The organism is Pseudomonas sp. PDM05, from assembly GCF_014851685.1.
Lineage (GTDB): Bacteria > Pseudomonadota > Gammaproteobacteria > Pseudomonadales > Pseudomonadaceae > Aquipseudomonas.
On record NZ_JACVAC010000005.1, the window covers coordinates 326,685 to 339,374 of the forward strand.

At 62.1% G+C, this 12,690-nt stretch carries 9 protein-coding genes and 2 tRNA genes; 7 read left to right on the forward strand and 4 right to left on the reverse strand.

Annotated features, from left to right (window positions below; genetic code table 11):
• Positions 1-61 precede the first annotated feature (61 nt).
• Positions 62-1,045, reverse strand: a complete 984-nt coding sequence (locus tag IB241_RS13555; protein WP_192298872.1) for a FecR family protein — start codon at positions 1,043-1,045, stop codon at positions 62-64.
• A gap of 6 nt (positions 1,046-1,051) precedes the next feature.
• Positions 1,052-1,570 carry a sigma-70 family RNA polymerase sigma factor gene (locus IB241_RS13560; RefSeq protein WP_192298873.1) on the reverse strand — a complete coding sequence of 173 codons (519 nt, stop codon included), beginning with the start codon at positions 1,568-1,570 and terminating at the stop codon, positions 1,052-1,054.
• Between the two features lie 200 nt (positions 1,571-1,770).
• Between IB241_RS13560 and IB241_RS13565 the strand changes: the two genes are divergently transcribed.
• The 6 genes from IB241_RS13565 to IB241_RS13590 all read left to right on the forward strand — a co-directional run bounded on the left by IB241_RS13565 (position 1,771) and on the right by IB241_RS13590 (position 8,328).
• Positions 1,771-1,846, forward strand: a tRNA-Val gene (locus IB241_RS13565).
• A gap of 19 nt (positions 1,847-1,865) precedes the next feature.
• Positions 1,866-1,942 (forward strand) — tRNA-Asp (locus IB241_RS13570).
• A 321-nt stretch (positions 1,943-2,263) separates the two neighbouring features.
• On the forward strand, positions 2,264-3,847 hold the full coding sequence (locus IB241_RS13575; RefSeq protein WP_192298874.1) for a BCCT family transporter: 1,584 nt from the start codon (positions 2,264-2,266) through the stop codon (positions 3,845-3,847).
• An 84-nt stretch (positions 3,848-3,931) separates the two neighbouring features.
• Positions 3,932-5,941 (forward strand): CocE/NonD family hydrolase, encoded by a 2,010-nt coding sequence (locus IB241_RS13580; RefSeq protein WP_192298875.1) that lies wholly within the window; start codon positions 3,932-3,934, stop codon positions 5,939-5,941.
• Between the two features lie 173 nt (positions 5,942-6,114).
• Entirely contained in the window at positions 6,115-7,050 is a 936-nt protein-coding gene (locus tag IB241_RS13585; protein WP_192298876.1) for a LysR substrate-binding domain-containing protein, read from the forward strand.
• A gap of 6 nt (positions 7,051-7,056) precedes the next feature.
• Positions 7,057-8,328, forward strand: coding sequence for an MFS transporter (locus IB241_RS13590; protein ID WP_192298877.1), 1,272 nt, complete (start codon positions 7,057-7,059; stop codon positions 8,326-8,328).
• A 228-nt stretch (positions 8,329-8,556) separates the two neighbouring features.
• Here IB241_RS13590 and IB241_RS13595 read toward each other — a convergent pair whose 3' ends face one another.
• The gene (locus IB241_RS13595; protein WP_192298878.1) at positions 8,557-9,723 is read right to left on the reverse strand and encodes a catalase family protein; all 1,167 of its coding nucleotides are present in this window, start codon (positions 9,721-9,723) and stop codon (positions 8,557-8,559) included.
• Entirely contained in the window at positions 9,720-11,528 is a 1,809-nt protein-coding gene (locus IB241_RS13600) for a di-heme-cytochrome C peroxidase (RefSeq protein ID WP_192298879.1), read from the reverse strand. The genes IB241_RS13595 and IB241_RS13600 overlap by 4 nt, the downstream gene beginning before the upstream one ends.
• Positions 11,529-11,775: 247 nt before the next feature.
• Between IB241_RS13600 and IB241_RS13605 the strand changes: the two genes are divergently transcribed.
• The gene (locus IB241_RS13605; protein WP_192298880.1) at positions 11,776-12,516 is read left to right on the forward strand and encodes an FKBP-type peptidyl-prolyl cis-trans isomerase; all 741 of its coding nucleotides are present in this window, start codon (positions 11,776-11,778) and stop codon (positions 12,514-12,516) included.
• Positions 12,517-12,690: the final 174 nt, after the last annotated feature.

Here is a 12,690-nt window from a genome sequence, read left to right on the forward strand (position 1 = left end):
ACGTGTCGAATTACCTTGCTTGACGGGCAAGTCTGAGAAAACCGGAAGCTAATGCGAATAATTATTTTTTGGCGCTGTCGTCGCGGTCGACGAAGATCAGCCAGTTGGTAAAGTTTCTGACCTTGATCGGTAAGGTTTGCGCGAGTAACTGCAGGGCGTGGTTGCTGTCGTCCAGGGGGATCACCGCCGATACGCGCAGGTTTTGCAGGGCGGCGCGGTCGAATTGCACATGTGCGGCATGGTGACGGGCGATCTCATCGAGCACCTCGGGCAATGGCCGGTTGTCCACGACCAATTGGTGACGGCGCCAGGCATCATTGATGCTGGCGGGGTCGATGCGGCCGCTCAGGCGCACGCCGTCGTGGCTGAGCAGGGCCTGGGTGCCGGCATCGACTTCCAGGGTCTGCTGGGTGTTCGCGCTCTGCGCCGCGACCCGCGACTGCAACATGCTCAATACGGTGACATCACCGTCACGCTTGACCACAAACCGCGTGCCCAGCGCCCGCAAGGTGCCTTGGGCGGTCTGCACGATAAACGGCCGGGCCGGGTCGTGAGCCACCTCCACCAGGATCTCGCCTTGCAGCAGCTCGATGCGGCGCTGCACGGCGTCGAAATGCAGATTCGCCGCGCTGATCCCGTTCAGCGTCAACGTGGAACCGTCCGCCAGTTGCAGGGTTTGCCACTGACCCGGACCGTTGCGCACATCGGCCATCCATTGTTGCGGGTACGGGCTGACCAGCAGCGCCGCCGCTGGAATCGCCAGGCTGCACGCCAGCAGCAGGGCGCGTACGGCATTTTTGCGGCGATGGGCTTTCTGGTGGGCAAACGCCGCGCTTAATGCCGACCGCGCCGGCGACCTGGTGCCACGCAGGGCCTGCATCCGGGTGATGACTTCTTCCATGCGCGCGGCCGCTGCGGCGTAGTGCGGGCCCTGTTGCTTCCAGCATTCGAATGCCAGCTGCTGGGCCTCGCTCAGTTCCCCTTCGTGCAGGCGCAGCATCCATTCGGCGGCTTGCTCTTCGATCTGTTGGCGGGCGTCGGGCATGTGCGATCAAGTATCCAGGCTATGGCTGCAATGCATGAGTGCCTGGATCAGGTACTTGCGCACGGTGCGTTCCGACAACTTCAGCTGTTGGGCGATCTGTTGCTGGGTCAATTCTTCGAGGTAATAGAGTACGAACGCCTGGCGCGAGTACTCATGCATGCCTTCGAGGATAAACGCGATCTGCTCCAAGGCTTCGAGGGTGGTGTGGATCTGTTCCGGCGATTGGAATCCTTCGAGGGCGTCCACCGTCAGTGCCAACTCTTGCAGATACGCTTGTTCAATCTGCCTGCGTCGCGCCTGATCGATTATCAGGCGTCGCGCCGTGGTACTCAGGTACGCCCGTGGTTCGCGGATGTGCGCCACGGATTCGCGTGCATTGAGGATGCGCGCAAAGGTGTCTTGCGCCAGGTCCGCCGCGTTCTGGCGACAGCCCAATTTGCGCCGCAGCCACGCCAGCAGCCAGCCGTGATGCTCGCTGTAGAGCGCGGTAATTTCCCGCTGGAAGGGCGGTTCACCCACAGACATAGGCGTGGCTCGAGCGTTATTGAGAATGGTTTTTAATTGTGAGGCCAAGTGTCGGGTAAACGCAATAGAGTCGCGTTTGGGCCCCGCAAGCCCGTATTTACGGGGTTTGCGCCGTCTACAGAAAAATATTTCAAATAAATTGCATTTAAATCAAGACATTGCGGATTTTTGATGTATGATGCCGCCCACACCGAAACGAAGGGTGATTAGCTCAGCTGGGAGAGCATCTGCCTTACAAGCAGAGGGTCGGCGGTTCGATCCCGTCATCACCCACCATTCGCTTCAAGTGTTACGCGCAGCGGTAGTTCAGTCGGTTAGAATACCGGCCTGTCACGCCGGGGGTCGCGGGTTCGAGTCCCGTCCGCTGCGCCATATTCGGTAACCTGGAACACTGAACGCCAGGTCACCACTAGAAAGCCCGCTCATTGAGCGGGCTTTTTTTCGTCTGCGATTTTCCTCTTGGCGCCTTGCCGTTGTGCACTGCACGTTCACCTTGAACTGTGCCGGTGCGCCATGACGTGGGGGAATACCCCCATGCACATTGGTCGATTGCGCCCCTGGCCGCTTAAACGGTTATCTATAGCCACGCGAAGACTTCCAGGCGAGCTGCCGACGGCAGGATGCTGCGGTGCCCGCCCTCTAACAATGGCCTTTCAAGGCGATAAAAATAGTCTGCAAGGGGAATGGCTCTACATGAAATATCCATTGCGTCCGTTGGTGTTCTGGCCAACTTTCCTGATCCTGCTGGCGGCGGTGATCGCCAGCTACGTCGACCTGAATGCATTCCTTGCGCTGAGCAAGCAGCTCAACAACCTGATCCTCAAGAACTTCTCCTGGCTGTTCAGCGCTGGCTCGTTTGCCATGGTGGTGCTGACCGCTATCGTGTATTTCTCCGCATTGGGCAAGGTGCGCATCGGCGGTGAGGACGCTCGGCCGTTGCTGAGCAAATGGCGCTGGTTCATGGTGGCGCTGTGCACCACGCTGGCCGTCGGCGTGCTGTTCTGGACCACTGCCGAACCGCTCTACCACCTGTATTCCCCACCGACCAGCCTGCCGATTGAAGCGGGCAGTTCAGCGGCGAAAAGCTTTGCTATGTCGACCATGTTCCTGCACTGGACCATCACCCCGTACGCCATCTACCTGGTGCCGTCCCTGGTATTTGCGCTGGTGTTCTACAACCGCCGCAGTAACTTCTCGATTGGCGCGATGCTCGAACCCTTGCTGGGCGCGGCGCGGGTCAAGCGCTACGCCGGGCTGATCGACACCTTGGCGATGTTCGCCCTGGTCGCCGGCATGGCCTCGTCCCTGGGCACGGGCGCACTGACTCTGGCCGGTGGCCTGAGCCAATACATCGGCGGCGAAACTACACCGTTCCGTTTAGCGATCATCATCGCGATCATCGTCATCACCTTTGTCGCCTCGGCCGCCAGCGGCCTGCAGCGCGGCATTGTGATGCTGTCGTCGTTCAACACCTGGATCATGCTCGCCCTCGGCCTGTTCGTGCTGTTGTGCGGGCCGACCCTGTACATGTTCAGCCTCGGCGTCGAATCCCTCGGCGTGTACCTCGACACCTTCTTCAGCCGCAGCCTGTCCACCGGCGCCGCGAGCGGCGACACCTGGCCGCAGAGTTGGACGGTGTTCTACTGGTCGGTGTGGTTTGCCTGGGCGCCGGTCAGCGCGCTGTTTCTCGGCAAGATCGGTCGGGGCTACACCGTGCGTGAATTCATCCATATCAACATGCTCTACCCGGCGTTGTTCACGGCGGTGTGGATCTGCATCTTCTCCGGCGCCAGCCTGTATTTCGATGCGCTCGGCGACGGCAGCCTCAACCGCGTATTGAACGAACAGGGCGTGGAGCATGTGCTGTACCAGATGTTCCAACACCTGCCGGCCAGCGGCTTGATGATCGCGTTCCTGCTGTTCGTGGCGTTCATCTCGTTTGTCACCGCGGCGGACTCCAGCACCGACGTGATCGCCAACCTGTGCAGCAAAGGTGTGACTGCCGACTCCGACCTCGACGGCAACCCGATGTTGAAGATCGTGTGGGGCGTGATCATCGGCACAGTGTCGTGGGTGATGGTGTCGTTCATCGGCATCGACGGGGTGAAGATGCTGTCCAACCTCGGTGGTTTGCCGGGGATGATCCTGGTGCTGCTGGCCAGTACCTCACTGATTTTCTGGCTGAAGAACCCGGCGTTGCTCGACGTGAAACGCTTGCGACCGACCGCTGAGCCCGAGCTGCGTGGTACCAGCGCCGTCACCGAATTTGCCCGCTAGACCCTCAAACCTGTGTGTCTGCCCACGCGCTCCACGACGAGCGCGGGGGCGTCGTTTGTTCGCAATAAAAGTGTGGAGTTACCGATGGAAATCGTTACCGAATTTGCCTACAAGGTCCGTGAAATCGAGCACTGCCTGATCCCGCTGAAGGACGGCACCCAGCTGGCTGCGCGCATCTGGCTGCCGGAAGTCGCCGGCCTGCAAACCTTCCCCGCCATCCTCGAATACCTGCCGTACCGCAAACGCGACGGTACGGCCGTGCGCGATGCGCTGACTCACCCGTGGATGGCCGGGCAGGGCTACGTGTGCGTGCGTGTCGACATGCGCGGCAACGGCGAATCCGAAGGCTTGATGGCCGACGAATACCTGTTGCAGGAACAGGACGACGCCCTCGAAGTGATCGACTGGCTGTGCCAGCAGCCGTGGTGCGACGGCAACGTCGGCATGATGGGCATCTCCTGGGGCGGCTTCAACGGCCTGCAAGTCGCGGCGCGCCAACCCGAGGCGCTGAAGGCGATCATCACCCTGTGCTCCACCGACGACCGCTTCGCCGATGACATCCACTACAAGGGCGGCAACCTGCTGCTGGAGAACTTTGGCTGGGCCGCGACCATGCTCAATTTCAGCGCTGCCGTGCCCGACCCGCTGCTGGTTGGCGACGCCTGGAAAACCCTTTGGCAGCAACGCCTGGACAGCATGCCGCTGCTCGCCGAAACCTGGTTGCAACACCAGACCCGCGACGATTACTGGCGCCACGGCTCGGTGTGCGAGGACTATTCACAGATCAAGGCGGCGGTGTATGCGGTGGGCGGCTGGGGTGATGCCTACCGCAATACCGTGTCGCGGCTGATGCAGCATCTTCCGGGGCCGAAGAAGGCAATGATCGGCCCGTGGATTCACAAATACCCACACTTCGCCGTGCCGAATCCGGCCATCGGCTTTCTGCAAGAAGCCAAACGCTGGTGGGATCACTGGTTGAAAGGCATCGATAACGGGGTAATGGATGATGCAGCCTGCACATTCTTCCTACAGGATGTGCTGCCGCCCAAGGGCAGTTACGCCGAGCGACCGGGGATCTGGGTGCAGACGGCGGGGTGGCCGGCGCCCCAGGTGCAGTGGACTGATTTCAGCCTCGGCGAGCACGGCCTGATCCCTGGCCGACAACCGTTGGCCACGCCGCGCAGTATCTGCTCGCCGCTGACCACCGGCCTGCACCAGGGCGAGTACTGCGCCATCTGGTTCGGCCCCGACGGCCCGACTGACCAGCGCCGCGACGACGCTCATTCGCTGTGCTTCGACTCGCCGGTGCTGACCGACCCGCTGGCGCTTTTGGGCGATGCGCGTCTCACGCTGCGCCTGGCCAGTGACACGGCTTGCGGCCAATTGGTGGCGCGGCTGAATGCGATTGCGCCGGATGGCCAGGTCACACAGATCAGCTATGGCGTACTCAATCTCACGCTTCGTGAGGACTTTTCCCGTGTTACCCCTGTAGTCCCTGGCGCACCAATGGACGTGCACCTGAGCCTGGACCACATCGGCATGCGCTTGCCCGCTGGCTATCGTCTGCGCCTGGCCTTGAGCACCGCGAGTTTCCCGTTGCTGTGGCCGAGCCGTGAGCTGACCACCCTGACCTTGCTGCCCGCCCTGCAAAGCCTGCAACTGCCGGTGTTCAGCGGCGCGGCGGTGGACTGCCCGTTCGAAGCGCCGCAGGCCGCCACTCCGGTTGCCCTGCAAGTGCTGCGCGCCGCGGCGCCGAAACGCACCTTGATCGAAGACGTGGGCAGTGGCGAAGTCTGCGTGAAGATCGAGGACGACCTCGGCTCGGTGCGTTTCACCGACCACGGCCTGGCGGTGGACCAACGTTGCACTGAGCAATACCGCACCTCTGCCTGGGACCCGTTGTCGACCCGCGCCGACATCCAGTGGCACTACCGCGTCGGTCGCGACGAATGGGCGGTGGAGGTGGAAAGCCGTCTGAGCGTGCACGCCGATGCCGAGTGGTTCTATGTCGAAGCGGAGCAGACTGCCTGGGAGAACGGCCAGCTGGAGCACCGCCGCCAATGGAGCAAGCGCTTGGCCAGGGTCGCGCTGTAAGCGGGCAACTGGCAGGATGCCTGCCAACGAATGCCAGTCGTCAGTAAAGGGCGAACGCACTACCTGTGGCGAGGGAGCTGGCTCCCTCGCCACAGGTGACGTTTTACGCTTTCGGGTGCTTGACTGGCTGGCATCAAGGGCACCCGAGTCTGTCTCTGCTATTGGAACCTGTCATGTCGCGCCGAAACGTCGATCTTCCCCCGCTCAATTGCTTGCAGACTTTCGAAGCGGCGGCCCGCCATTTGAGTTTTACCCAGGCCGCCCATGAATTGAACCTGACCCAGAGCGCGGTCAGCCGCCAGGTCAAGCGCCTGGAAGAAGACCTCGCCCGCCCGCTGTTCTATCGACTGGCCCAGGGGCTGAGCCTGACACCCGCCGGGGTGCGTTACTTCCGCACGATCCAGCGCCTGCTGCGCGAACTCGATCGTGAGTCCGCCGAACTGCGCCGACGCGGCGCCGACCGCCAGTTGACCCTGGCCAGCACGCCGACCATCAGCTCGATCTGGCTGGCCGGCTTGTTGCCGCAATTCCAGCGCGAACACCCGGACCTGGACATCCGCATCCTATGCAGTGAAAGCCCCGGCCACCTGGATGTCAGCGAATATGACCTGGGCCTGTTCTATCACCTCGACGAACTGCCGGCGCCCCATGGCCTGGAGCTGTCGCCGGTGTTCGACAACGAGCAGGTCATCACTGTGTGCAGCCCTGCCTATATAGAGCGTCACGGTCCGATTCGCGATGTGGAGCACTTGCTCCACGCCCACACCTTATTGATCGTCGAGGACCACTACCACGACTGGCTGACCTGGACCGATTGGTTTGCCGATGTCGGCGCCCACTACCACACCCCGCGGCATGCGCTGCGCACCAACAGCTATCAGCTGTTGATGCAGTCGGCGGTCATGGGCCATGGCGTGACCCTCGGCTGGAAGAGTCTGCTGCAAGGTGAACTCGACGCCGGTCGCCTGCAAATGGCCTTGCCCCACACCATGCACAGCCGGGGGCGCCTGCACCTGATGCAACCCCATCACCGCAACCCGCCATCGGCGGCGCGCAGTTTTCGCCAATGGCTGCTGGCCCATGCCAGCCATGTGAACAAGCCTCTCTGAGCCACCATGAACCTGACTTTTCTGACCTTCCCCGCGCTGTACAGCGCGACCATCCTGATGCTCACCGGCAACGGCTTGTTTTTCAGTTTTATCGGCCTGCGCTTGAGTAGCCAGGGCATCAACGAAGTGTGGATCGGTGCGCTGACGGCGGCGTACTACGGGGGGATGGTCTGCGGTGCCAAGTTCGGCCACCGCATGATCGCCGGCGTCGGGCACGTGCGCTCGTATGTGGCCTGTGCCGGAGTCGCCACCATCATCGTGCTGCTGCACGTGTTGTTCGAGCAGTTGGCGTTCTGGCTGGCGCTGCGGTTTGTGATGGGCCTGGTGATGATGAACCAGTACATGGTCATCGAAAGCTGGCTCAACGAGCAGGCGGAAAACAACCGGCGCGGCGCGGTGTTCGCCGGTTACATGGTTGCGGTGTCCCTGGGCTTGATGCTGGGGCAGGGCGTGCTGATCTGGCGTCCGGAGCTGGATTTCAAACCGCTGATTATCGTCGCGATCTGCTTTGCCGCCTGCCTGCTGCCGGTGACCATGACCAAGCGCCTGCACCCGGCGAAGCTGGTAGCGGCACCGCTGGAAGTGGGGTTTTTCTGGCAACGGGTGCCCCAGGCGCTGACCACCGTGTTTGTCACCGGCCTGATGATCGGCGCGTTCTACGCCCTGGCCCCGGTGTTTGCCACACGCAACGGCTTGAGCACGGGTGAGGCAAGTACGTTTGTCGCGGTGTCGATTTTTGCCGGGCTGTGCGGTCAGTGGCCCATCGGCTGGCTGTCGGACCGCATTGACCGCTCGCGCTTGATCCGCGCCTGCGCGTTGGCGTTGGGGCTGTTGGTGGTCCCGCTGTGGGGGCTGGTACAACTGCCTTACGCGTGGTTGTTGCTGTTCGGTTTTCTCAGCGGCTTGCTGCTGTTCACCCTCTACCCGTTGGCGGTGGCGCTGGCCAATGACAACGTCGAGCAGCCGCGACGTGTACCGTTGAGCGCGATGATGCTCGCCACCCACGGCATTGGTGCCAGCCTGGGGCCGATACTCAGCGGCGCGTTGATGAACAGCTACGGCCACGGCGCGTTCTACATGCTGTTTTCCGCCTGTGCGCTGCTGCTGATCTGGCGCGTGCAGCCCAAGCAGGTCACCGGCGAATACCTGGTCGACGGCGCACCGTTGCACCACGTCGCCATGCCCGAACATCCAATGGGCGCGGTACTCGATCCGCGTGTCGACGAAATCCCCGAGGCGCTGGTGATCAACGACCCGCCGCCCGACATCAAGGTGTGACGGCTATTCGGCTTTTTTCTTGCGCGGCCGGCGCGTGGCCAAATGCTCGAAACAAAACGACGCGGTGCCGAACACGGCGATCAGGGTCAGTACGAGCATGCCGAGGGTTGAGCTTTCCACGGTGAATTCCTACGTGATGGGGTAGGTGTTCACCGTAGTGGCGGGGCGAAAGAGCCTCAATAGACCCGACGTTTTCCTTACGGTGTCGGGCCCATTGTTACGCACTCTTTACGGGGCGTTACGGCTGTGACGGTAGTCGCTGACCGCTTCGTACACCGCTTTGCGCAAGCGGTTGATGCCGCCGATGGGGCGGTGTTCGGCGACGCCGAACCATGGGTTGAATGACTGGTTGTCGCACGCCAGGTTCAATGCCGGGGTGTCGAAGTCCTGCGCCGGGATCGTCACTTTCGCCACGGTTTCGTAAGGCGCATCGCTTTCCTTCCACTCGATGCTAGTGTCTTCGATCGGCATGAATTTCTGCGGGTTCTGCCGCTGGATCTGCAACACGAAACACACCGCTACGCGGTCGGTCGACAACTGCTGGTTCAACGCACTGCGCAGGAAGTTCGGCAGGTCCTGGTTCTGCTTCGGCAACTGGTATTGCGGGCAGCTTTGCGGGTCGGGCGCGACACGGAATTTGGCGTTGGCCGCGCCGAACTTGTAGGGCGATACGGAAAAGTATGTGGTCTGCGTCGGGCTCGCCGGTGCGGGGGCCAGGGTCGCCAGGGCGATAAACAGATGGCGTACCTGCCAGCTGCGCGGGTCGGCCTTGGGGAAGAACGCCAGCACCTTTTTGCCGTCAGCCTGGGCGCCGATGTTCTGTGCGTACTCGGCCACATCGCTGACGAAAAAATTCGGGTGACTGAACATCACGAAGTCCTGCTCGGTGCGGCTTTGCTGGTCGGCCAACAGCTGCTTGCCCGGTACATCCAGCAGCTTGATCGCCATGCCGCGAGCATCGCGGATGCTGTCGAACTGCGGGTACGCGTTGCCGTTGGACAACCGCATCATCGCCTGCCAGGTCTTGCCCGGTTGGGCAAACACGCCCTGGCGCAACGCCGGGTCGAGGTCGGCGAGTACACTGACTTCGGCCTTCACGCAACCATGGGCCTTGGCATGGGCGTCACGCAGGTAGCGCGTGCCTTCGCGGTGCTGGTCAACGATGCGCACCGCGGTCTGGATAATGCCTTGGGTCATGGCGGCTTCACCCGCCGGGATCTGCTCCTCCGGCGACACCGGGCCGCTGTGTTGCCAGGCGAACCAGGCGCTGGAGGCCAGCCATCCCAGCAGGCCAAGGCCCACCAGCCACAGCAGGGTCTTGCCGAGAAACGCGCCGATGCGCAGCCAGAGGCGGGCGAGCAGGGAGGGTTGGTCGTATCGAGAACGGATAATCATGGCAGTTGTTGCTCCAGCGGGCCGCCCAGCACTTTGAGGTATTCCAGCAGCGCCCAGCGTTCCTGCGGCAGCAAGCCGCGGCCGATGACGCCATTGCCACGCTGGCCTGCACGGAATTCGTGGCCGCTGTTGTGGTTGCCGGTGATTTTGGTATCGAACAGGAACGCGTTCTTGAACGCGGCGGTTTCGAAGCCCAGGTGACGCGGGTCGTAGGCGAAGGTGCCTTTATAGAAGGTGGTGCTGCGTTCGTCCTGGGGCGAGAGCAACTGGTAGATCGTCGGCACCGAGCCGTTGTGCAGGAACGGTGGCGTGGCCCACACACCGGCCAGTGGTCGCGCCTTGTAGGCGCGCAACTCACGCACGCCGATGGGCAGGCTGTAGCCGTCCAGGCGCGGACGCTCGGCCGGGGTCACGCCGGCGGCGCGGTAGGCGTGCTCTTCGACGAATGCGGTGACGTAGGCCAGGCCCTTGGCCACGGACATTTTCTTCAGGTCCAGGGGGTCGGTCGGCGTGGGGTGCAGTTGCACATTCAGTTGGGCCAGCTCGGCCGGGTCCCATTGCAGGGCGCTGAGGTCGTAGCGTTGGTCGGCGATGTTATTGGCGGTGCCGGGGTCGGTGCCGATGTAGTCCACCGGCAGCATTTTCAGCTGTTGCACCGGGCGGCCGTTTTCCTGGGTGACGCTGGGTACGTGGCAGCCGGCGCAGTTTTCGGCGAACAGCGCGCGGCCTCTGGCGGCGAGGGGTTTGTCCACGGCACCGAACAGGTCCTCGGGCCAGGTCGGTGGCTTGAGGCGTTGCAGGGTTTCTTCGATCCTGTTGAGGTCGCGCACTCGCACGCTGGAGGGGTAACGCGCAGCGCCTTGCAGGGGTTGGCCGGCGTTGTCGAAGAAGGTCAGGGTGGCGCCGACGCCGAGGGCTTCGCCGATGTTGCGTGCCATGGGCTGCTGGGCCGAGCCGTTCCATTGCACCCAGTCGAAAGTCCAGATGTCCCACAGCTGCGGGTAGTCCACTGGTGCATTGGCGATGCGATAGTTCTCTGGGGAAATCGCGTCGCCGAAGCTGGCATTGGCGATACGGCCAAATGCGTCGGTACGGCCGGGGCCTTCTTCGGTGGGGTAGAGGCCGCGATGGGTGTCATTCCAGGCGACTTTGAGGAAGGTGTTCAGCGACTGTTTGAAGTCCTGGCGCAGTTGGCTGTGTTCGGCGTCGTAGCGATCCCCCAGCACCTGGCGGGCAAAGCGTTCGAACTTCCACGGGTTGTAGTAGGTGGCGGCAAGGCTGGCGACAAGGGCCTGGCCAAAGCTGCCGCCGCGCAGGGTCGGTACGCTGGAGGGCAGCACATGCTGGGCCGAACCGCCGTCGATGCGCAGGGCCTGGCCTTTGAAATGCAGCTCGCCGGTGTGGCAGGCGGCGCAGGTGATGTCCAGGTATTCGGCGGTGCTGTCGGCGTTCTTGTGCCGGGCGAAACCCACGGGCAGGTTGCCGGGGTTTTGAGCGCTGGGCACTTGCTTGGGGTCGACCAGGAAACCGAAGCGCGCCAGGTATTCCGGCGTGGCGAAGCGCTGCTCGGAGAACGGCAGTTCCAGGGCGGTGAACCAGTCGTAGTGCAGGCCTTTTACCTGGGTGCCCTGGGGCGTGAAGTAATAGATCTGGCGGTCGGCGGCACTCCATTGGTCCCCGTAGTGCACCTGTTGCACGGGCACGTAGTCCGGCAGCTTGGGATTGACGACGTAATAGAGCACCACGGCCAGGATCAGCCCCAGAGCCGCGAGGATCAGGAGTAAAACGCGGGAAAAAATGCGCAAGATAACTATCCTTGTCGAGTGGTAGCGCTGTTATGCCACTACGCCACAGGTGCGGCAAGTGGCCATGAGCCTCGTTTGAGGTGGTCCCGCGATCCATCGCGGGCCTCCATCATGAATGAAAATGCTTTTAAACACGTGAACTTATCAGAAGTTTTCGGCTCACATGCCGGTAGCCATTGGTCGTGGCCGCCTGATAAGCTCGCGACTTTATTCGAATGCCCTTTAGGCGCATGAACAAGGAAATAGCATGAAACAGCATCGGTTGGCGGCGGCGGTGGCCCTGGTTAGCCTGGTACTTGCGGGTTGTGATTCGCAGACCAGCGTAGAGCTGAAAACCCCGGCGCAGAAAGCTTCCTACGGCATCGGCCTGAACATGGGCAAAAGCCTTGCCCAAGAAGGCATGGATGACCTGGATTCCAAAGCAGTAGCCCAAGGCATTGAAGATGCCGTCGGCAAGAAAGAGCAGAAGCTCAAAGACGACGAACTGGTTGAAGCGTTTGCCGCCCTGCAAAAGCGTGCTGAAGAACGCATGACCAAAATGAGCGAAGAGTCGGCAGCCGCCGGCAAGAAATTCCTCGAAGACAACGCCAAGAAAGACGGCGTCGTGACCACGGCTTCCGGCCTGCAGTACAAGATCATCAAGAAAGCCGACGGCGCCCAGCCCAAGCCGACCGACGTGGTGACTGTGCACTACACCGGCAAGCTCACCAACGGCACCACCTTTGACAGCTCCGTGGATCGCGGTAGCCCGATTGACCTGCCGGTCAGCGGTGTGATTCCGGGTTGGGTCGAAGGCCTGCAACTGATGCACGTAGGCGAGAAGGTCGAGCTGTTCATTCCTTCCGCATTGGCCTACGGCGACCAGAGCCCGAGCCCGGCGATTCCAGCCAACTCCGTGCTGGTATTCGACCTGGAACTGTTGGCCATCAAGGACCCAGCCAAGGCTGAAGCCCCTGAGGCACCTGCTGCACCCGCCGCCAAGAAGTAATCGGCGCCTGAACACACAACGCCCCGTCTCGACGGGGCGTTGTTGTTTGTAGTGAGCGGGCTTGCCCCGGTACAAACCGGGGACATCGTTTACATATCTAACCGGGGACATGGTTTACAGGTTAATACGCATGATCAGGAGGTAACTGATCATGCCCTGGAACCAAGAGTCTCC